16 protein-coding genes are annotated in these 20,474 nt (G+C 63.6%); 5 read left to right on the forward strand and 11 right to left on the reverse strand.

From position 1 onward, the window contains the following. Positions 1-65: 65 nt before the first annotated feature. Positions 66-611, reverse strand: coding sequence for a 4-carboxymuconolactone decarboxylase (locus BRAS3843_RS24410; protein ID WP_008971752.1), 546 nt, complete (start codon positions 609-611; stop codon positions 66-68). Between the two features lie 131 nt (positions 612-742). Between BRAS3843_RS24410 and BRAS3843_RS24415 the strand changes: the two genes are divergently transcribed. Next, positions 743-1,927, forward strand: a complete 1,185-nt coding sequence (locus BRAS3843_RS24415; RefSeq protein WP_008971753.1) for an acyl-CoA dehydrogenase family protein — start codon at positions 743-745, stop codon at positions 1,925-1,927. Positions 1,928-2,052: 125 nt separating this feature from the next. Beyond that, positions 2,053-3,192, forward strand: coding sequence for an acyl-CoA dehydrogenase (locus tag BRAS3843_RS24420; RefSeq protein WP_008971754.1), 1,140 nt, complete (start codon positions 2,053-2,055; stop codon positions 3,190-3,192). Positions 3,193-3,374: 182 nt separating this feature from the next. Here the strand turns inward: BRAS3843_RS24420 and BRAS3843_RS24425 are convergent, their stop codons facing one another. From BRAS3843_RS24425 to BRAS3843_RS24465, 10 genes are all read right to left on the reverse strand, one after another. Further along, positions 3,375-4,859, reverse strand: coding sequence for an AMP nucleosidase (locus BRAS3843_RS24425; RefSeq protein ID WP_008971755.1), 1,485 nt, complete (start codon positions 4,857-4,859; stop codon positions 3,375-3,377). An 855-nt stretch (positions 4,860-5,714) separates the two neighbouring features. Next, positions 5,715-6,752, reverse strand: coding sequence for an amino acid ABC transporter substrate-binding protein (locus BRAS3843_RS24430; RefSeq protein WP_008971757.1), 1,038 nt, complete (start codon positions 6,750-6,752; stop codon positions 5,715-5,717). 60 nt (positions 6,753-6,812) lie between these two features. Further along, positions 6,813-7,409: a L,D-transpeptidase gene (locus BRAS3843_RS24435; RefSeq protein WP_008971758.1), complete on the reverse strand. Its 597-nt coding sequence runs from the start codon at positions 7,407-7,409 to the stop codon at positions 6,813-6,815. A 105-nt stretch (positions 7,410-7,514) separates the two neighbouring features. After that, positions 7,515-7,643, reverse strand: coding sequence for a DUF2474 domain-containing protein (locus BRAS3843_RS40340; RefSeq protein WP_085967009.1), 129 nt, complete (start codon positions 7,641-7,643; stop codon positions 7,515-7,517). Next, a complete protein-coding gene (gene cydB, locus BRAS3843_RS24440; protein WP_008971760.1) occupies positions 7,643-8,653 on the reverse strand; it encodes a cytochrome d ubiquinol oxidase subunit II in 1,011 nt (336 codons plus the stop codon). The genes BRAS3843_RS40340 and cydB overlap by 1 nt, the downstream gene beginning before the upstream one ends. Further along, positions 8,650-10,056: a cytochrome ubiquinol oxidase subunit I gene (locus tag BRAS3843_RS24445; protein ID WP_008971761.1), complete on the reverse strand. Its 1,407-nt coding sequence runs from the start codon at positions 10,054-10,056 to the stop codon at positions 8,650-8,652. Before BRAS3843_RS24445 ends, cydB begins: the two co-directional genes overlap by 4 nt. 393 nt (positions 10,057-10,449) lie before the next feature. Continuing rightward, positions 10,450-11,061: a sigma-70 family RNA polymerase sigma factor gene (locus BRAS3843_RS24450; protein WP_008971764.1), complete on the reverse strand. Its 612-nt coding sequence runs from the start codon at positions 11,059-11,061 to the stop codon at positions 10,450-10,452. Positions 11,062-11,289: 228 nt separating this feature from the next. Further along, positions 11,290-12,030: a response regulator gene (locus BRAS3843_RS24455; RefSeq protein ID WP_008971765.1), complete on the reverse strand. Its 741-nt coding sequence runs from the start codon at positions 12,028-12,030 to the stop codon at positions 11,290-11,292. Then, on the reverse strand, positions 12,027-13,772 hold the full coding sequence (locus tag BRAS3843_RS24460) for a DUF3369 domain-containing protein (protein WP_008971766.1): 1,746 nt from the start codon (positions 13,770-13,772) through the stop codon (positions 12,027-12,029). Before BRAS3843_RS24460 ends, BRAS3843_RS24455 begins: the two co-directional genes overlap by 4 nt. After that, on the reverse strand, positions 13,742-15,763 hold the full coding sequence (locus BRAS3843_RS24465) for a HAMP domain-containing sensor histidine kinase (RefSeq protein WP_244425458.1): 2,022 nt from the start codon (positions 15,761-15,763) through the stop codon (positions 13,742-13,744). The genes BRAS3843_RS24460 and BRAS3843_RS24465 overlap by 31 nt, the downstream gene beginning before the upstream one ends. A gap of 536 nt (positions 15,764-16,299) precedes the next feature. Between BRAS3843_RS24465 and ugpB the strand changes: the two genes are divergently transcribed. The 3 genes from ugpB (at position 16,300) to BRAS3843_RS24480 (ending at position 20,351) form a co-directional block, all read left to right on the forward strand. Further along, a complete protein-coding gene (gene ugpB, locus BRAS3843_RS24470) occupies positions 16,300-17,580 on the forward strand; it encodes a sn-glycerol-3-phosphate ABC transporter substrate-binding protein UgpB (RefSeq protein WP_050886511.1) in 1,281 nt (426 codons plus the stop codon). A gap of 28 nt (positions 17,581-17,608) precedes the next feature. Then, positions 17,609-18,559: an aminoglycoside 3'-phosphotransferase/choline kinase family protein gene (locus BRAS3843_RS24475; RefSeq protein ID WP_008971770.1), complete on the forward strand. Its 951-nt coding sequence runs from the start codon at positions 17,609-17,611 to the stop codon at positions 18,557-18,559. Positions 18,560-18,728: 169 nt separating this feature from the next. Continuing rightward, on the forward strand, positions 18,729-20,351 hold the full coding sequence (locus BRAS3843_RS24480) for an ABC transporter substrate-binding protein (protein ID WP_008971771.1): 1,623 nt from the start codon (positions 18,729-18,731) through the stop codon (positions 20,349-20,351). Positions 20,352-20,474: the final 123 nt, after the last annotated feature.

Here is a 20,474-nt window from a genome sequence, read left to right on the forward strand (position 1 = left end):
CCCGCAAGGGGAGAGGGCGCAGCAATTGGCACCGCAGCGAAGAGGCCGCCGATCTTCGGATCGCCTCACTTCAACTCCGACACCTGCCCCTCCGGCAGATCGAACTCGAACGTATTCAACGTCATTGACACCATCGTGTAGTAGCCGCACAGGCCGATGATCTCGACCAGCCCGCGCTCGCCGAGCAGCGCGATGGCTTCCGTGTAGAGTGCATCGGTCAGGCCATGTCCCTCGTGCAGGGACTTCGCGACGTCGTAGATCATCTTCGCCTTGGGATCGCTGAACGAAGGCGTGCGGCGATCGCGGATGTCGTCGATGATCTTGACATCAAGCCCGCCCTGCAGCGCCAGCCGCTTATGCGCGTACCATTCGTAATGCGCGGTCCAGTGCCGCGCCGTGACCAGGATTGCGATCTCCGAGAGGGCGGCGGGAAACACCGTGTCGTAGCGCAGGAAAGCGCCGAGCCGCGTCGCGTGCCGCGCCATCTCCGGGCTGTTGAGCCAGGCCATCATCGGTGGCGGTGGCGAACCGCGCTTGCTGGCGATCGACTCGTCATAGGTCTGGCGCTGGTCCGCGCTCATTTCGCCAGGCGAAAGAAGTTTCAGCCGCATGTCGGTTTCCTTCCTGCTTTCAAAGCGTCACGCCAACGCAGATACCACCGCATGCGGCGTGACATCGATATTGAATTTCGCCTGTCCTTGAGCTTAGGTCTCAGGCAACAATCTTGACAATGGAAACGCCGATGGCCGATCTCGAAACATTCCGTCGCGAAGCCCGCGCCTGGCTTGAGGCCAACTGCCCGCCGGAGATGCGTACGCCGATGACCTCGGAAGAGGATACGTTCTGGGGCGGCCGCCACGCAAAATTCTCGTCCGAGCCGCAGCGCATCTGGTTCGAGCGCATGCGCGACAAGGGCTGGACGGTGCCGCACTGGCCGAAGGAGTATGGCGGCGGCGGGCTCGACGGCGAGGAGGCCAAGATCCTGCGCCAGGAGATGGCTGAGCTCGGCGCGCGGCCGCCGCTGACGTCGTTCGGCATCTCCATGCTCGGGCCGGCGCTCTTGAAATACGGCACCGAGGCGCAGAAGCGGGAGCACCTGCCGAAGATCACCGCCGGGCTCATTCGCTGGTGCCAGGGCTATTCCGAGCCGAACGCCGGCTCCGATCTCGCCTCGCTGCAGACCCGCGCCGAAAGTGACGGTGACGACTTCATCATCAACGGCCAGAAGATCTGGACCTCCTATGCCAACTACGCCGACTGGATCTTCTGTCTGGTACGTACTGATCCCGCAGCGAAGAAGCACGACGGCATCAGCTTCATCCTCTTCGACATGGCGTCCAAGGGCGTCTCGACCAAGCCGATCCTCTTGATCTCCGGTCGCTCGCCGTTCTGCGAAACCTTCTTCGACAATGTCCGCGTGCCGAAGGCCCATGTGGTCGGTCAGATCAATCGCGGCTGGGACGTCGCCAAATATCTGCTGCAGCACGAGCGCGCGATGATCTCCGGCATGGGCGAGCGCGGCGTCGGCCGGCCGCTTGGCCAGATCGCTGCCGATGCGATCGGCAGCGATGGCCAGGGTCGGCTCGACGATGCGCTCCTGCGCGGGCAGATCGCGACATTCGAGGTCGACGAGGCCGCGCTCGCAGCGGCCGCCGAGCGGATGACCGATCTCGCCAAGGCGGGGCAGGGCCATCCGGCGTTCTCGTCGGCCATGAAATATTACGGCACCGAGCTCAACAAGCGCCGCTACGAGCTTCTGATGTCGGCCGGCGGCATCGACGCGCTGGAATGGGAGAGCACGCGTTCGCGCGAAGGCGCCCGCCCGCGCGCCTGGCTGCGCACCAAGGCCAATTCGATCGAAGGCGGCACCAGCGAGGTGATGCTCGGCATCGTCGCCAAGCGCATCCTCGATCTGCCGGGGGCATGACGCCGCACCGTCGTTCCGGGGCAGGCGAAGCCTGAACCCGGAACCTCGAGATTCCGGGTTCGCCTCTACGAGGCGCCTCGGAATGACGCCTCTCAAACTGACAGCAATTTCCGAACGGAATGCCCATGCCCCTCCTCCTCACCGAAGAACAATCCATGCTGCGCGACAGTGCGCGCGGGCTGATCAGCGATCACGCGCCGGTGGCGCATCTGCGAGCCTTGCGCGACAGTCGCGATGGGACCGGCTTCTCGCGCGAGCTCTGGGCGACCTTCGCCGAGATGGGCTTTGCCGGCCTGCTGGTGCCGGAGGAGCATGGCGGCAGCGGCTTGGGCGCGGTCGAGGCCGGCGTCGTCATGGAAGAGATCGGCCGCACCTTGATGCCGTCGCCCTTCCTGTCATCGTCTGTGCTGGCGGCCTCGGCACTGACGCATGGCGGCGCCACGGCGCAGAAGGCGGAGCATCTGCCGAAGATCGCGGATGGCTCACGGCTGGCCGCGCTCGCGCTCGATGAGGGCGCCAAGCATCGTCCGCTGCACACCGCCATGCAGGCCGCCCGTTCCGGCAACGGTTTCAAGCTGAATGGCGCCAAGGCGCTGGTGGTCGACGGCCATGTCGCCGATCTCCTGATCGTTGCGGCGCGGACCGGAGGCAGTGCCGGCGAGCGCGACGGGCTCACGCTGTTTCTGGTCGATCCCAAGGCCAAAGGCATTGCGATCGAGCGCACCGTGATGGTCGATGCGCACAACGCGGCGCGGATCACCTTCGACAATGTCGAATGCGATGCCGATCACGTGCTCGGCGAGATCGATCGCGGCTATGATCTTCTGGACGGCGTGCTCGATCTTGGCCGCGCTACCGTTGCCTCCGAAACGGTGGGCTTGAGCGAAGAGGTGTTCGGCCGCACCGTGGCGTATCTGAAGGAGCGCAAGCAGTTCGGCAAGGCGATCGGCGAATTCCAGGCGCTGCAGCACCGCGCCGCTCATCTCTATATCGAGATCGAGATCACCCGCGCCGCGGTGCTGAAGGCGCTGCAGGCGCTCGACACCGATCCGGCCAACGCCGCTGCGCTCGTTGCCGTCGCCAAGGCGCGTTCTGGTGCCACCGCGACCCGCGCGGTGCAGGAGGGCGTGCAGATGCATGGCGGCATGGGCATGACCGACCAGTTCGACATCGGCTTCTTCATGAAGCGCGCCCGCGTCTGCGAGGAGCTGTTCGGCGATGCGAACTATCACGCCGACCGGCTGGCGCAGATGCGGGGGTATTAGGACGCTATGTGAGGTGCGTCATCGCCACCTCAGTTGTCATCGTCCGCGAAGGCGGACGATCCAGTACACCGAGAAGGCAGAGATAGATCGAGAGGCCGCGGAGTACTGGGTACCCCGACTTCGCGGGGTACGACAATGCGTGTAGTTCAAAAAAAGAGCGCGCCATCACGCGGGCGACAATGCTACTGAAACGCCACTTCCGCAAAGCTGCGCAATTTGCGCGAATGCAGTCGCTCGGATTCTTCCTGCTTCAGCCGCTCCAGCGCCCTCAGTCCGATCTGCAGATGCTGGCCGACGCGCTGGCGGTAGAACTCATTGGCCATGCCGGCGAGCTTGATCTCGCCATGCAGCGGCTTGTCGGACACGCAGAGTAGCGTGCCGTAGGGCACGCGGAAGCGATAGCCGTTGGCGGCAATGGCCGCCGACTCCATGTCGAGTGCGATGGCGCGTGACTGCGACAGGCGGCGGATCACCGCAGGGCCGCTGATCTCCCAGTTCCGGTTGTCGACGCTGGCGACTGTGCCGGTGCGCATGATCCGCTTCAGCTCGAAGCCCGACAGTCCCGTGATGTCGCCGACCGCGGATTCCAGCGCCACCTGCATTTCGGCGAGTGCGGGAATCGGCACCCATGGCGGCAGCTCGTGATCGAGCACGTGGTCTTCGCGCACATAGCCATGGGCGAGCACGTAGTCGCCGAGCCGCTGCGAGTTGCGCAAGCCTGCGCAGTGCCCGAGCATCAGCCAGGCACGCGGCCGCAGCACGGCGACATGGTCGGTGACGTTGCGCGCGTTCGACGGTCCGGTGCCGATGTTGATCAGGGTGATGCCCTGATCGCCGGGCTCGACGAGGTGATAGGCCGGCATCTGCGGCAGGCGCTCGGGCGCCGTCCCGGTCGTGCCGCCGCCCAGACGCTGGTTGCGCATGATCACGTTGCCGGGTGCGATGAACGCATCGGGTCCGGCCTCACCCGCGGCGAGGCGCTGCTGGCAGGCTTGTACGAAGGCGTCGACATAGAACTGATAGTTGGTGAAGATCACGAAGTTCTGGAAGTGCTCGGGGTCGGTTCCGGTGTAGTGATAAAGCCGCCGCAGCGAGTAGTCGACGCGCGCCGCCCGGAACAGCGACAGCGGCTCGGGCTCGCCGGGCGCGCGCTCGAAGGTGCCGTCAGCAATCGCGTCGTCCATCGCCGCCAGATTGGGCGTGTCGAACACGTCGCGCAGCGACCGCGTCAGCAGGGCGCTGTCGACGCCCGCCAGCGACCCCTCGATATTGATGTCGCGCCGATAGGCGAAGTGAATCGGGATCGGTTCGTTGGAGACGCCGATCTCGACCGGCAGACCGTGGTTTTCGATCAATAATCGGATCTGCTCGGTGAGATAGAGCCGGAACAAATCGGGGCGCGTGACGCTGGTCTCGTGCACGCCCGGCCGGGCGACGAACCCATAGGACAGGCGCGAATCGAGCCGGGCGTGGGTCGAGGTCGTGATGCGCACGAATGGATAGGTGGCGCGCACGTGGCCCTGGAACGCCTCGCCATTGGCATAAGCCTGGAAGCGGTCGCGCAGGAACTGGGTGTTGCGCTCGTAGATCTCTTCAAGGCGCGCAACCGCCGCATCGGCGTCGGTGAAGGCTTCGGTCGCGATAGGCTGCGGGGTCTGCATGGTCATTTGCGAAACACAGTTGTGGGATGCAGATCGCCTCAAACAATCTGCCTGATCATTGAAACAGCATATCACGAACGCGGAGCACTTGCTCGATGTCGGCACTGCAATTTCGAAGACCAGTGTGCCTTTCGACCGCCACAAAACGATGTGCTTCTCAGTTGCCCGGCGGGCAGCTTGCGCAACCGCGGGATGCGCAAACTGCCCGTCGTGCCAGTTTGCCGCAGGTGTGCGCGCTTGTGTCGTCGGGCAAATCACAACGATGATCTCGGCTATCCCGTTCGCGATGAAGAGGGGCGTTTCGGCCGATCGTCACGAAGCGTAGCGGCGGGGAGCGATGGACGCATCGGGCTTGGGGCTTTGCATTCGCTGAGCCGGCGAGCAAGTCTGGTGTGGACGGTCAAGTCGCGTGGTCCTGACCTCCCGACGCTGAGGTCAAGTCGGCTGATGATGCGCAACGCATCTCGCTGATGATGGGGGCAAGAAAGCCCGGTCCCCAGGGAGATCGCGAAGCAGCCGTTAAAACCATCGCGCAGGGAAGGCCGGGCTCGTCCGGCTGGACCTGTGGTACCTGCCGCCTGCACTTTTTTCCGCAGGCGGGCCACGGGCCTCAGTCGAGGTCCGGCCTTCCCTGCGCCCTCTATCTCAAGAGGGCGAATGAATTTGCAAAGCTCGGACGCGAATCGCGCCGCGAGGATGTGAGCGCATATCTGGCTGTTCGAGGTGTGGGAGTAGAGAGAAGCTACGAACCCTCAGCTTGTCATTTCCCGGCTTGCCCTCCGCGCAAAACGACTCCGCTGTTATGTCGCACGGGCGCCCCGGAACGACGGCGTAGCACTTGTGCCTGCGCCGTCCTCCGTCTCACCTGATCGGCGGCGCGTATTGAATGCCGCCGGCATTCCACAGCTGGTTCATGCCACGGGGGATCTTCAGTGCAGACTCGCTGCCGATGTTGCGCTCATAGACCTCGCCGTAATTGCCGACACGACGGATGATGCGCGCCGCCCAATCCTTGGAGAGGCCGAGATCCTCGCCGAAAGAGCCTTCATTGCCGACCAGCCGCATCACGTCGGGCTTCTTCGATTTCAGGGCTTCGTCGATGTTCTTGGAGCTGACGCCGAGCTCCTCGGCGTTGATCATCGCATACAGCGTCCATTTGACGATCATCATCCAGTCGTCGTCGCGCTGGCGCACCACGGGAGCCAGCGGCTCCTTCGAGATCAAATCGGGCAGGATGTCGTGATCGTTCGGCTTCGACAGTTTCAGCCGCAGCGCATAGAGCTGAGAGACGTCGGCTGTGAAGGTGTCGCACTTGCCGCTGTCATAGGCGTTGACGACGTCTTCGAGCCTGTTCAGCTTCACCTCTTCATACTTCATGTTGTTGGCGCGGAAGTAGTCGGCGAGGTTGAGCGCGTTCGTGGTCGCGTCCTGCACGCAGACGTTGCTGCCGGAGAGGTCGAGCGCGCTCTCGAGCTTGCGCGAGCGTGGCACCATGAAGCCCTGGCCATCATAATAGGCGACCGCGGGGAAATAGAGATCGTAGTTCTGCTCGCGCGACATGCTCCAGGTCGAGTTGCGCGAGAGGATGTCGACCTTGCGGCTCTGCAACTCCTTGAAGCGTTCATTGGCGTCGAGCGGCACGAACTTCGCTTTGCTTGGATCATCGAAGATCGCGGCGGCCACGGCACGGCAGAAGTCGACGTCGAAGCCGCTCCAATTGCCTTTGTCGTCGGGGATCGAGAAGCCGGGCAGGCCGGTATTGACGCCGCACAGCACTTCGCCGCGCCGCACGGTACGCTTCAAGGTGCGGGTATCGTAGACCTCATAGGTCACGGCGGCGGCCGCGACGAGAACGGCGACGGCGAGCCCGATCAGCAGGCCGCCCCAAAAAGTGCGCATCATGGGTCACTCGCAAATGTCAGGAGAAAGCGATGGATTGAAATTGACGCGACTGCGCCGTCACAGTTCCGGCTTCTGGCGCACCACGACCTTGGTGCCAACCGGCACGCGATCGTAGAGATCGGCGACATCGGTATTGACCAGGCGGAAGCAGCCGGACGAAATCTTGGTGCCGATGGTCCAGGGCTGGTTGGTGCCGTGAATGCGGTAGACCGTGGTGCCCAGATACATGGCGCGCGCGCCGAGCGGATTGCCCGGGCCGCCGGCCATGAAGCGCGGCAGATAAGGCTGGCGCGCGATCATCTCCGGCGGCGGAGTCCAGTCCGGCCACTCGGCTTTCTTGGTGATGTTGAGCAGGCCCTGCCATTGGAAGCCGTCACGACCGACGCCGATGCCATAGCGGATCGCGCGGCCGCCCGGCTGCACCAGATAGAGATGGCGCTCGGTGGTCGAGATGATGATCGTGCCCGGCGGTTCGGTGGTGCGGTAGTAGACGATCTGCTTGTGCCATTCCGGATCGAGCTCGAAGCTGTCATCGGCGACGAGACCGGGCTGATCGCCCGGATCTTCCGGCTGCTGCGCCCAACTATGCGCCGAGGACAAGGCCAGCGCCATCGCGGTCGTTGTGATGCAGATCAGGTGACGAAACCCCGCCATTCCAAGCTCTCCTTAACGACCCCTACCAAGCTTGCCCCTGTTGACCACCCTCCCGATCAAAGGCGGGATTTTGATGCAAAGTCAAGGCGGCCGCGGGGGCAATGCTCAGGCGGACTTCAGCCAGAGCCGCAAGATGAATGCGACAGCCGCGACGGTCCCCACGCCCGCAAGCCACAGCGCCGCGAACCACAGCAGTCGCTTCGCAAGCGTCGGCTCGTCATTCAAGGAGGGCATCAGTGATAGCCGCTGTCAGCTCTGACCTTCCCGCGAAATACCCAATAGGCCCAGCCGGTATAGGCGAGGATCAGCGGGATCAGCACGGCAACGCCGACCAGCATGAACAACTGGCTCCGCTCGGGCGCTGCTGCCTGCCAGATCGTCACGCTCTGCGGCACGACATAGGGATACATGCTGATGCCGAGCCCGGCATAGGAGAGCAGAAAGAGCAGGAGCGACAGCACGAACGGCCAGCTGTCCCGCCGCTCGGCGAGGTTCTTCATCAACAGCACGGCTACCGCGATGACTGCAAGCGGCACCGGTGCGGTCAGCACGATCGCGGGCCAAGAAAACCAGCGCTGCGCATATTGGATGGTGAGCAACGGGGTGGCGAGGCTGACCGCGCCGATCGCAATCAGCATGGCGAACAACAGATACCAGCTCAGCCGATAGGCCTGGTCGCGCAGCTCGCCTTCGGTCTTCAGGATCAGCCAGGTGGCGCCGAGCAGCGCATAGCCGATCACCAGCGCGACGCCGGTGAGAATGCTGAACGGGCTCAGCCAATCCCACCAGCCGCCGGCATATTGTCGGTGCTCGACATGCACGCCCTGCAGGATGGCGCCGAGCGCGATGCCCTGTGCCAGGGCGGCGATCCAGGAGCCGCCGGAAAAGGCGAGGTCCCAGAGAGCGCGGTTGTTCCGGGTGCGCCAGCGGAATTCGAAGGCGACGCCGCGGAAGATCAGCCCGACCAGCATTGCGATCAGCGGGGTGTAGATCGCCGGCAGCAGGATCGCATAGGCGAGCGGAAACGCCGCCATCAGACCGCCGCCGCCGAGCACGAGCCAGGTCTCGTTGCCGTCCCAGACCGGTGCGACCGTGTTGGTGATGACGTCGCGATCCTCCTTCGCCGGAAACAGCGGAAACAGGATGCCGAGCCCGAGATCGAAGCCGTCCATCACGACATAGACGAAGACCGCGAAGGCGATGATGAAGGCCCAGAGCGTCGTCAGATCGATCGATGCCGTCATGTTGCGCCAACTCCTGTCGGCACGCTGGGCGCCGGCGTGATGCCCGCGGTCCGCGTCGGACTCTCGGTGCTCGGTCCTTCCTCGCCGGGATGCGGCGGCGCCGCCATCAGCCGCAGCAGATACAGAATGCCTGCGGCATAGACGATGAAATAAACGATGATGAACGCGAGCAGGGATGAGCCGACCGCGGGTGCTGCCAGGGGGGACGCTGAATCGGCCGTGCGCAGCAGGCCATATACGGTGAACGGCTGGCGGCCGATCTCGGTGGTCATCCAGCCCGCGATCACGGCGACGAAGCCGGCCGGCCCCATCGCGATCGCGAAGCGATGCAGCAGCGTCGACTGGTACAGCCGGCCGCGCCAGCGCTCCCACAGGCTGAACAGGCCAAGCGCCAGCATCAAGAACCCGAGCCCGACCATGATGCGGAACGTCCAGAACGGGATCGCGACCGGTGGCCAGTTCTCGCGCGGCACGGTGTCGAGGCCTTCGAGTGGCGCGTCGGGCGAGTGCTTGAGGATCAGCGAGCCCAGCTTTGGGATACCGACCGCATATTTCAGCTTGCCGGCGGCCTCGTCGGGCCAGCCGAACAGATACAGCGGCGCGCCATCCTGGTGGCTCTCGAAATGACCCTCCATCGCCATGATCTTCGTCGGCTGGTGCGCGAGCGTGTTGAGCCCGTGCTGGTCGCCGGCCAGGATCTGGATCGGCGCCACCAGGGTCGCCATCCACATCGCCATCGAGAACATCACGCGCGGGCCCGGCAAATGCGGATTGTGGAGCAGATGGAAGGCGCCCACGGCGCCGACCACAAGCGACGTGGTCAGATAGGCGGCCAGCACCATATGGACCAGCCGATAGGGAAAGGACGGGTTGAAGATCACCTTCAGCCAGTCGGCGGAGACGAATTGGGCCTCGGCATTGACCGCATAGCCGGCCGGCGTCTGCATCCAAGAATTGGCGGAGAGAATCCAGAATGCGGAGATCAGGGTCCCGATCGCGACCATCAGGGTGGCGAGGAAATGCAGGCGGGGACCGACGCGCTTCAGCCCGAACAGCATGACACCGAGAAAGCCGGCTTCGAGGAAGAACGCCGTCAGCACCTCATAGGCCATCAACGGGCCGATGACCGGGCCGACCTTGTCGGCGAACACCGACCAGTTGGTGCCGAACTGGTAGGACATCACGATGCCCGACACCACGCCCATGCCGAAGGCGACCGCGAAGATCTTCAGCCAGTAATGGAACAAGTTGATGAAGACCTCGCGCCCGGTCCACAGCCACAGCGCTTCAAGCACCGCGAGATAGGAGGCGAGCCCGATCGAGAACGCCGGAAACACGATGTGGAAGGTCATCGTGAAGGCAAATTGCGCCCGCCCCAGATCAACTGCATCCAAACCGAACATGCGCACCGTCCGTCAACCATGCCCGGCTGCTTTAGCACGCGGCGTGTGACGGGAAAATCGCACCGCTCAACCGGCAGGATCAAATGCCAAATTGCCCCAGGGCGGCAGTAGCGCACCGCAAAAAGAGAACGGCCCGGAGGTGGGCATCCTCCGGGCCATGGGGCAACTTGGAAGGTGGAACTCGTCCGGTGAGAATCGCTTCGCTTCAGGACTGAAGCCAGCTGGGGGACTGGGTTTCAGTCGACGATCAGGGTCGTAGCAGGGGACCTTTTCCGGGTGATTGCGCCGATTGTTTCAATTGTTTCGTTCAGCGTCTTCCGCCGGGAGCTTGCCGGGGCATTACGCCTGTCCCGGCAAATTTTCGTAAAAAAGACCTGGTCAGCGATCGGTCAGTCAAGCAGCGAGGCTGTTTACGCCTGCGCCCCGCAACAGATCGGCGAGCTGCTTGCGCGCATAGAACATGCGCGTCTTCACCGTGCTCTGCGGGATGCCAATGATCTGTCCGACCTCCTCGACCGACTTCTCATGATAATAGACGAGGTTGATGATCTCGCGGTGCGCGGGCGACAATTTTGCGACACAGGCGCGCAGGATGGCGCTGGTGGTGGCGCGCTCGAGCGACGTCTCCGGCGTATCCGAATCGTCGGCGATCTCGCGCACCTCCTCCTGGTCGATGTCCTCGAACCGGCGCTGGCGCAGCGCGGTCAACGCCTTGAACCGCGCGATCGACAACAGCCAGGTCGAGACCTGCGACCGGCCCTCGAACTGTTTCGCGGTCCGCCAGACATCCAGAAACACCTGGCTGACCAGGTCTTCCGCAATCGTTGTGTCGCGCACGATCCGCAGGATGAAGCGATAGACCCGCACATGATGCCGCGAATACAGAACGTGCATCGCGGTGCGGCCGCCATCGGCAATGCTCTGCAGGAGCATGTCGTCCGAGGTCGCCTGGGCGGCGATGATGCCCTGGCTGGCTGCGGAATTGATGGCAACGACGTTTTGCATGACGCTCTCCCGTTCCGCCGCCCCCTTGCGGCGTTTCGTCGACCCGGATTGTTACTGGGGGCCGGTTTCGGGACGTCTGCACCAGGGCAGGAAAATGGTTTCGTGGACGGGGGTAATTGTTTCGTCAGCAGCAACGCGGCGAAATACTCATGGCGAAATTGTGGAGCTTTTCGCGCCCTGGCATTTTGTGGCCTGCCATGCCGTATTCCGCATGGCGGAAGGCGGGCTTCAGGCCTTTTCACCCGCCGGGGAGAACAGGTAGCCACCGCCTCTGATGGTGCGGATCACGGCCGGCTTGCCGGGATCGGGCTCGATCTTACGGCGAATGCGCATGATGCGGAGGTCCACCGCGCGATCGAACGCCTCAGCGTCGCGGGCATTGGCAAGCTCCAGCAGCCGCTCACGCGACAGCACCCGCTTGGGGTTGGAGGCAAACACTTTCAACAGGCTGAACTCGGATGCGGTCAGCGGATGCTCATTGCCCTCGTCATCGCGCAACGCCTGGGCATCGAGGTCCAGCCATTTGGTGCCGAAGCGGACCAGCTGCTCCTTCGGCTTCGCGGCCGCAACGTCCGGCGCGGGCGCCGCCGCCTTGGCAGGCGTGCTCCGCCGCAGCACGGAGCGGATGCGGGCCATCAATTCGCGCAGTTCGCAGGGTTTGGCGACATAATCGTCCGCCCCGAGTTCGAGGCCGACGACCCGGTCGATCGGGCTTGCGGTCGCGGTCAGCATGATGACCGGGATGTTGGTGCGGCTCTTGAGGTCGCGGATGATCGACAGCCCGTCCTCTTCGGGCATGTTGAGATCGAGCACGACCAGGTCGGCAGGACCGGCCGCGATCGCATTGCGCAGGCTCTTGCCGCCCTCGCACAGGGTCACGGTAAAGCCGTGCATCTTGAGGTAATCGCCAACCATCTCCCGGGCCGGCGCCTCGTCGTCGACGATGATGATGTGCTGGCTCTGGGTCATGACAGTTCGGCCGTCGGAAGCATGATGGTGAAGGTCGATCCCTGGCCGGGACCATCGCTTTTAGCAGTGACTTCGCCGCCGTGCATATCGACAATCCGCTTGACAATCGAAAGGCCGAGTCCGGTTGAACTCTCGCCGGCCGTGGGCTTTGCCGATAGCCGCTGGAAGCGGCCGAACAGACGGCCCAGGTCCTCAGGCGACAGACCCGCGCCCTGGTCGCTGATGCTGATCACCGCATTGTCCTCGTCGCCCTTCACCTCGACGCCGATCCGGCCGCCGATCGGGCTGTATTTGATGGCATTGCTGAGCAGATTGTCGATCGCCTCGCGGATGCGGTCGGTGTCGCACATGGTTGGAAGATGTGCCGGCGCCGAGACCGAGATGATCTGCTGCTTGTTGTGCGCCAGCGGCTGGTTCGCCTCGACCACTTCATGGGCGAGCGCTGCGATGTCGACCGACTCGCGCCGGATCGTGATGTCGAACGCATCGGCCATGGCGTCGGAGATCAGATGATCCACCATCGAGGTCAGCCGCTTGGCGGCATCGCGGATATGCTCGATCTGGGCGGTGGTGCCGTCCTTGGAGGCGCCGGTCGCGATCAGCTCGGTCAGCATTTCGGTGCGGCCCATGATCACGCCGAGCGGATTCTTCAGGTCATGGGCAACGGTGCCGAGAATCTCGTTCTTGAAGCCGTTGGCGCGCTGCAGGCGAAGCCATTGCGCCGACAGCCTTCGGTTCGCCTGCATCAGCGCGCGGGTGCGCTGGGCGACGCGGTCCTCGAGCTGGGTGTTGGCTTCCTGCAGCTGCTGGTACAGGATCACATTGTCGAAGGCGATCGACAGCCGGCTGGAGAAGATCTCGACCAGCGATCGGTCGGTCTCCGAGAGCGGGCGCTCCGCCTGCAGCAGCACGACCACCTCGCGGCCGGAGCCGGTGCGCACGTAAAGCACGGTGCGCTGGTCGGCGAATTCGTTCACCCGCTGCTTGAAGGCGGCTTCGACCATGTTGCGCAGATCGGGGTCGAGCGATTTCGAGCTCGGCGCGCCCGTGAAGCGGCTGTAGCAGCCGGAGCCTGCGAGCACGGCGAAATCTTCGGTCTGGCTGCCGTCATCGCGCAGCACCAAAATACCTGCGCAATCGACATTGAGCAGCGAGGCGATCTGGGTCAGCACGCCCTCGGCAAGCCGCTGCATCGACTTGAAATCGTACAGCGTGGAGGCGGCGTCGATGATGATTTCGAGCCCGCGCCGGGTCTGCACCATGCGCTCGAGCTGCTGATAGCTGCGCAACGCCGCGGTCAGCGACGTGAACAGCTTGTCGGCCGTGAGCTCGGTCTTCGCCTTGTAGTCGTTGATATCATACTGGACGATGACCCGTCGCTCCGGGGCCTGGCCGGGCTGCCCGGTACGCAGGATGATGCGCACCGTTTCGTTCTTGATTTCGTTGCGGATGTATTCGACCAGGTCGAGACCGGCGACGTCGGTCTCCATGATGACGTCGAGCAGCACCGCCGCGACGTCAGGGTGGTCGCGCATCAGGGTGCGGCCTTCTGCCGCGGAATAGGCCGACAGGATCTCGAGCCCCTGGCCGTTGAGGCTGTAGTCGGACAGCGCAAAGCGGGTGCCCTCATGCACCGCGTGATCGTCGTCGATGACCGCGATCTTCCATTTCCGCGCCGAGTGGTCGTTCTCGACGATGCCGGTGTCGTCGATCAGGTGGAGGACATCGTCCTGTTCGGCCATTGCGTCGTTCCGTCCCCTGCAGTTTCGGAGCCGCCCAATTCCTTAGAACCTCGGGCGACCCGCGGCATGATAATGCGAAAGGTAGTGCCTTGTCCCAGCCGTGACTCGAGCATCATCCGGCCGCCGAGCTGCTGGGTCACAAGATTATAGACGATATGCAATCCGAGTCCGGTGCCGCCCTCGTTGCGGCGGGTCGTGAAGAACGGATCGAAGGCTTGACGCTGCACCTCGGGCGTCATGCCGGCCCCGTTGTCGGAGAAGATGATTTCGATATCGTCAGCTCCGCGCGGGCGGGCTGTGATCGAGATCGTGCCAGCGCGGCCGTCTGCAAAGGCATGGTTGACGGCGTTGAGGAACAGATTGGTCAATATCTGTCCATAAGAGCCGGGATAGCCGTCGATCGGAAGCCCTTCGGGCACGTCGACCGTGAGCGCGATCGGCGCTCGTTTCAGCACCGGTTTCAGGCTGGTGATGATCTGGTCGGTCGCTTCGCTCAGGATGAACTGCCGCCGCTCCGCATGCGAGCGGTCGACCGCGACCTGCTTGAACGACTGGATCAGTTCGCCGGCGCGCTGCAGATTGGCGACCAGCTGCTGAGAGGCGTCGCGCGAGGAGCGCACAAAATCCTCGAGCTGCGAGCGACGCAGGCCGCTGGAGGACTTCAGCTCGGTTTCGAACAGGTCGGCACGGCGGGCAAAGCTCGATGCGACCGTCAGGCTGATGCCGATCGGGTTGTTCACCTCGTGCGCGACGCCGGCGACCAGGCCGCCGAGGGCGGCGAGCCGCTCGGCATCGATCAGGTTGCGCTGCGCGGCGTTGAGCTCGAGCAGGGCGCTCTCGGCCCTCTCCTTGGACGTGCGCAGCTCGTCCTCGGTCTTGCGCTTGGCGATCGCGTTCTCGCGAAAGATCTCGACGGCGCGCGCCATGGCGCCGATCTCGTCGCGCGCCTCCGTGCCCAGAACTTTGCGGTCGTAGTCGCCGGAGGCGATGGCCCGCATCGCGGCCATGATCTGCTGCAGCGGCAGCCGAATCGACAGCGCGATCAGCACGCCCGCCGACAGGATGATGCCGAGGAAAAACACCGCGATCGAGAGCACCCGGCGCGAGATGTCGGCCAGCGTCCGGTCGAAGGTGGCTTGCGCCTTCTGCTCGCGCTGGCGCATTTGCACCGACAGGTCGTCGATGGCCCCGATGGTTTCGGCCTGGCTCGCATCGATGGTGTTGCGCAACAGCTCGGTCCGGTTGGTCAGCTCATCGGAGAGCTTCGAGAAACCGGCACGGAGTGCGGCCGTGCGCGCCGACAGCCGTTCCACCGCCAGGCGCTGAAGCTCGTTGTCGGCGAGGCCGGACATCTGAGGAATGGTCTTTTCGATGACCTCGGTGTTGCGCCGCGCCTCTTCGGCGGAGGCCGGCGCCAGCGACAGATAATACGAGTTCGCCGCGACGAGCATCGCCGTGAAGGCTTCGCGCGATCGACCGAGCGGTGGCCAGATTTGCGCGTCGCGGTGGCCGGTCGCGCCTTCGATCACGGAATAGAGGCCGGCCATCTCTCGGGCCGGACCAAGCACCTCGTCCTCATAGGTCTTCGAAATCGTTGCCTGCAGGCTGCGCAACTCGCCGAAGCCGTCGAGAAAGCGGACCGTGACCCGCTCCAGCTCTTCGACCGATCCCGACAACATCGGGTCGGTGGACGCACGGGTGGTCAGGGTGCCGAGCACAGCCTCGCGCAGGAGCAGGATCTCGGCGAACAGCTCCGGGCTGGGCTGGTTGATATAGCGGTGGATGAGGTTCTGCAGCCGGCTGGTCTCGCTCTCGAGGAGCGCCAGGATCTTGTCGGATTCGCGGACCTGACGGACATCCTCCCAGGCCGAGCCCAGCACGGCCGCGCCATTCCAAATCAGGCCCGCCAGCACGATGACCACGGCCGAATTGAGCGCGGCGATGGACAGGATCCGCCAGCGGATCGGTACCGCGCGAAGCAGGCGCACCATCCGGGCACGACCGAGCGCCGCCAGGCCGACCTGCCGGTCTTTCGCGCCCTGCTGGTCGGTGGTCGCCACTTTGAGCTACCTCGGCCCGTATTGGCGCGGACGGGAGGCGGCCGTCCCTCGGCCGAGCTTAGCGTTACGCGATACGATTTGGCCGTTATTGTGCATCGCAACCGTGCCGAGATGAAAGGCGGAAAGCAGCGGTGGAAGGGCCCGATCCGGATTTGGCGCGCCGTTCACACTCAAGCTCCGCGAAAGATGGGCGCGGTACACAGGCAACATGGTCCCCTTAGTGATGAGGTCGAGTCCGACGCGAAAAGGTTCAATGCAGTCTGCAATGGGTGCTATAAGACCATTCTGCCGAGATGGCGATGCTCGTCAATGGTTGGTTAACAGATACGTTTCGCCACATAGTTGCGGCTGCGGTTTGTCCTATTTGAACTTTCATTTCTGCCTATCAGAATTTTCATCGCTCTGAACTGGGAATCATTGCCGTGACTGTCCTCTTGCGTTCTCTGTGGATCAGCTTCATCGCAGCCATGAGCTGGGGCATTACGCCCGCTTCTGCCGCGACCGACATCATATGGTGGCATGCGATGTCGGGCGAGCTCGGCAAGCAGGTCGAGAAGCTCGCCGCAGAATTCAATGCCTCGCAAGCCGACTACCGCATCGTGCCCAGCTACAAGGGCAACTACACCGAGACGGTGACGGCCGCGATCTTCGCATTCCGCTCACGCAGCCAGCCGGCGATCGTGCAGGTCAACGAGATCGCAACCGCCACGATGACCGCGGCCAAGGGCGCCATCTATCCAGTCTTCGAGTTGATGCGCGACGAGCAGGAGCGCTTCTCGCCCTCCGCCTATTTGCCGGCCGTGACCGGCTATTATGCCGATGTCGACGGCAATCTGCTATCGTTCCCGTTCAATGCGTCGACGCCGATCCTGTACTACAACAAGGACATGTTCCGTCGCGCGGGACTTGATCCGGAGGTTGCGCCCAGGACCTGGCCGGAGGTCGGAATGGCGGCGACGCGGCTGCGCGACAGCGGTGCCCTGTGCGGTTTCACGACATCCTGGCCATCCTGGATTCACGTCGAGAATTTCTCAGCCTTTCATAATCTGCCGATCGCGACGCGCATCAACGGTTTCGGCGGCCTTGACGCCGTCCTCATCTTCAACAATCCCGTCTTGACGCGCCATGTCGCACAACTGGCGGATTGGCAGTCCGCGAAAGTGTTCGACTATAGCGGGCGCGGACAGAGCGCCGAGCCGCGCTTTCAGAAGGGCGAATGCGGAATCTTCATCGGCTCGTCGGCGACCCGCGCCGACATCAAGGCCAATTCGAAATTCGAAGTGGGCTACGGCATGATGCCGTACTGGCCGGATGTGGCCGGCGCCCCGCAGAATTCGATCATCGGCGGCGCCACGCTGTGGGTGCTTCGGGATCGTCCGCGTGCCGAGTACAAGGGAGTGGCCAAGTTCTTCGCCTTCCTGTCGAGGCCGGAGGTGCAGGCGGCGTGGCACCAGGCGACCGGCTACGTGCCGATCACCCGTGCCGCGTTCGAGCTCACCCGCGCGCAGGGCTTCTATGATCGCGATCCCGGTGCGGCGATCGCGATCGAGCAGATCACGCTGCATCCGCCCACCGAGAACTCGCGCGGCCTGCGGCTGGGCTCCTTCGTTCTGATTCGCGATGCGATCGAGGACGAGCTGGAGCAGGCCATCAGCGGCCGGAAATCGCCGCAGGCTGCGCTCGATGCCGCAGTCGAACGCGGCAACAAGCTGTTGCGACAGTTCGAGCGCGCGAGCCCGGACCGTTAAGCTTGGCGCCGCATCCGTTGATCGCAGCATGATCTCGCCACCACGACTGACCGACGCAACGGAGTTTCGCGGCCTTCGCAGCGATCCGCAGCGCTGGCTGCCTCTGGCGCGCGATATCGCCCGCAGCCATGGCTACGCCGGGTGGGCGCCGACGCCGTTTGCGACGGGAACGAATCTGGTGGTCGGCATCGGTGATCGCCTGATCCTGAAGATCTTTCCGCCGATGCACCGCAGCCAGTTTCTATCCGAGCGGGGCGCGTTGCGGGTGTTGGCCGGTCAGGTCCGCATCGCGATCCCCGAGCTCGTGCATGAAGGTGAGCGCGAGCAGTGGACCTATCTCATCATGACCAGGCTGTCGGGCGAACTTGCCTCCGATGTCTGGCCTGGTGCCACCGAAGTGGCAAAGGAGCGCCTGCTCGGGCAACTGGGCGAAACCATTGCCGAGGTGCAGCGCGTGCCGCCGGGAGAACTCGCGCAAATCGCGCCGGATTGGGCGACGTTCATGCAGGGGCAGATCGCGGGATGCCGCGCGCGGCATCAGCGGCTCGGCCTGCCGGATAAATTCCTGGCTGGGGTCGATGCCTTGTTGAGCGAGGCGCAGAACCTGATCCCGATGACGCCTGTGCCCGTGATCCTCACCGGTGAATACATCCCGGAAAATTTCCTGGTCGCGCGCCGCGGTGATGGCTGGGCTGTTTCTGGCTTGTTCGACTTCGGCGATGTGCTGACCGGATGGGGCGAGTACGATCTGCTCGGGCCGAGCGCGTTCATGACGGCTGGCCATCCGGGACGGGTGCGCAGTCTCTTGGCGGGTTATGGCTATGCCAAGGATGCCATCAGCGACAGCCTCAAGCGCCGCCTGCTCGCTTTGATGCTGCTGCATCGGGCCAGCGATCCTCTCCGGCATATCTGTATCGAGGATTGGCCCTCAAAGGCTGCCAACCTTGATGAGCTGCAGGAGCTGATCTGGCCCGGCTGACCAGCCTAAACGATGTGCAAAACTGCCGCGCTGTATGCAATCGCAACATGCGCGTGCTGCGGCAATCCGTGCATTGTCGAGCAAGTTCAAGCGCTTGCACATAAGCACGCCATTGGCACGAAGCTTGCGAATGTTCTCCGCAAAACTGATTTCTGACCGGAGCATTTGCATGAAGCGTCGTGATTTCCTGAAATCGGTTTCCGGATTGGCAGCGGGAGCCGTGCTGCCCGCGGCGCCCAACGTCATCTCGCAGGCGAAGGCGGATGCACGGTCCGAGACGCTTCTGATCGTGTCCGAAGGCGGTCCCAACAACCTCGACATCCACGGTGTCGGCACCAATGTGCCGGGCTATGAGGTGTCGTGGAATTGCTACGACCGCCTGATCAGCCATGAGATGAAGAGTGGCCCCGGCGGGGTGCCTTACTACGATCGCGATAAGTTCAAGCCCGAACTGGCCGAGGACATGAACGTCGGTGACATGTCCGTCACCTTCAAGCTGCGCAAGAACGCCAAATTCCACGACGGCGCGCCGGTCACGGCCAAGGACGTCAAATGGTCGCTCGATCGCGCGGTCAGCGTCGGCGGCTTTCCGACCTTTCAGATGAGCGCGGGCTCGCTGACCAAGCCGGAGCAGTTCGTGGTGGTCGACGACTATACCGTGCGCGTCGACTTCGTGAAGAAGGACCGGCTGACGATCCCCGATCTCGCCGTGATCGTGCCCTGCGTGGTCAACTCCGAGCTCGTAAAGAAGAACGCCTCCGAGAAGGATCCCTGGGGCCTCGAATTCACCAAGCAGCAGACCGCGGGCTCCGGCGCCTACAAGGTCACGAAATGGACCGCCGGCACCGAAGTGGTCATGGAGCGCAATGACGAATGGGCGTCGGGTCCTTTGCCGAAGATCAGGCGGGTGATCTGGCGCATGGTGCCGCAGGCCGGCAACCGCCGTGCGCTGCTCGAGCGCGGCGATGCCGATATCTCCTACGAGCTGCCGAACAAAGACTTTCAAGAGATGAAGGCGGAGAGCAAGCTCAACGTGGTGTCGCTGCCGTTCTCAAACGGCATCCAGTATATCGGCATGAACGTCACCAAGCCGCCGTTCGACAATCCGAAGGTTCGCCAGGCAGTGGCCTATGCGCTGCCCTATCAGAAAATCATGGACGCCGTGATGTTCGGGCTGGCCAATCCGATGTTTGGCGCGGCGGCCGACAAGCCGACGGAGGTGGCGTGGCCGCAGCCGCACAAATATGCGACCGACCTTGAGAAGGCCAAGGCGCTGATGGCGGAAGCCGGCTACGCCAACGGCTTCGAAACCACGCTCTCCTTCGATCTCAATTTCGCCCAGGTCAACGAGCCGCTCTGCGTGCTGGTGCAGGAGAGCCTGGGACAGATCGGCATCAAATGCACCATCAACAAGGTGCCCGGCGCGAACTGGCGGACCGAACTCACCAAGAAGGTGCTGCCGCTCTACACCAACGTCTTCTCAGGCTGGCTCGATTACCCCGAGTACTTCTTCTACTGGTGCTATCACGGCAACAATTCGATCTTCAATACGATGAGCTATCAGTCGCCGGAGATGGACAAGCTCATTGACGGCGCGCGCAATGCGGCCGCGACCGGCGACAAGGCGAGCTACGATGCGGACGTGAAAGGCTTCGTCGATCTCGCCTTCACCGACATTCCGCGCATCCCGCTGTATCAGCCCTATGTCAACGTGGCGATGCAGAAGAACATCTCCGGCTATCAGTACTGGTTCCACCGGCGGCTCGACTATCGCTCGCTGGCGAAGGGGTGAGTGGCGTGACCGGCATTGGTGATGTAGGCGAAACTCTCTCATTCCCTCCTCCCTTGTGGGGGAGGGGCAGGGAGGGGGGGAGCTACACGCACTGCCGTCTCGGTTTACCCCCACCCCAACCCT

Source organism: Bradyrhizobium sp. STM 3843 (genome assembly GCF_000239815.1).
Taxonomy (GTDB): Bacteria; Pseudomonadota; Alphaproteobacteria; order Rhizobiales; family Xanthobacteraceae; genus Bradyrhizobium.

Excerpts from the sequence above, each read along its gene's own strand:
- BRAS3843_RS24410 (WP_008971752.1), bottom strand. The coding sequence starts at position 611 with ATGCGGCTGAAACTTCTTTCGCCTGGCGAAATGAGCGCGGACCAGCGC.
- BRAS3843_RS24415 (WP_008971753.1), top strand. The coding sequence starts at position 743 with ATGGCCGATCTCGAAACATTCCGTCGCGAAGCCCGCGCCTGGCTTGAG.
- BRAS3843_RS24420 (WP_008971754.1), top strand. The coding sequence starts at position 2,053 with ATGCCCCTCCTCCTCACCGAAGAACAATCCATGCTGCGCGACAGTGCG.
- BRAS3843_RS24425 (WP_008971755.1), bottom strand. The coding sequence starts at position 4,859 with ATGACCATGCAGACCCCGCAGCCTATCGCGACCGAAGCCTTCACCGAC.
- BRAS3843_RS24430 (WP_008971757.1), bottom strand. The coding sequence starts at position 6,752 with ATGCGCACTTTTTGGGGCGGCCTGCTGATCGGGCTCGCCGTCGCCGTT.
- BRAS3843_RS24435 (WP_008971758.1), bottom strand. The coding sequence starts at position 7,409 with ATGGCGGGGTTTCGTCACCTGATCTGCATCACAACGACCGCGATGGCG.
- BRAS3843_RS40340 (WP_085967009.1), bottom strand. The coding sequence starts at position 7,643 with ATGCCCTCCTTGAATGACGAGCCGACGCTTGCGAAGCGACTGCTGTGG.
- cydB (WP_008971760.1), bottom strand. The coding sequence starts at position 8,653 with ATGACGGCATCGATCGATCTGACGACGCTCTGGGCCTTCATCATCGCC.
- BRAS3843_RS24445 (WP_008971761.1), bottom strand. The coding sequence starts at position 10,056 with ATGTTCGGTTTGGATGCAGTTGATCTGGGGCGGGCGCAATTTGCCTTC.
- BRAS3843_RS24450 (WP_008971764.1), bottom strand. The coding sequence starts at position 11,061 with ATGCAAAACGTCGTTGCCATCAATTCCGCAGCCAGCCAGGGCATCATC.
- BRAS3843_RS24455 (WP_008971765.1), bottom strand. The coding sequence starts at position 12,030 with ATGACCCAGAGCCAGCACATCATCATCGTCGACGACGAGGCGCCGGCC.
- BRAS3843_RS24460 (WP_008971766.1), bottom strand. The coding sequence starts at position 13,772 with ATGGCCGAACAGGACGATGTCCTCCACCTGATCGACGACACCGGCATC.
- BRAS3843_RS24465 (WP_244425458.1), bottom strand. The coding sequence starts at position 15,763 with ATGGTGCGCCTGCTTCGCGCGGTACCGATCCGCTGGCGGATCCTGTCC.
- ugpB (WP_050886511.1), top strand. The coding sequence starts at position 16,300 with ATGAGCTGGGGCATTACGCCCGCTTCTGCCGCGACCGACATCATATGG.
- BRAS3843_RS24475 (WP_008971770.1), top strand. The coding sequence starts at position 17,609 with ATGATCTCGCCACCACGACTGACCGACGCAACGGAGTTTCGCGGCCTT.
- BRAS3843_RS24480 (WP_008971771.1), top strand. The coding sequence starts at position 18,729 with ATGAAGCGTCGTGATTTCCTGAAATCGGTTTCCGGATTGGCAGCGGGA.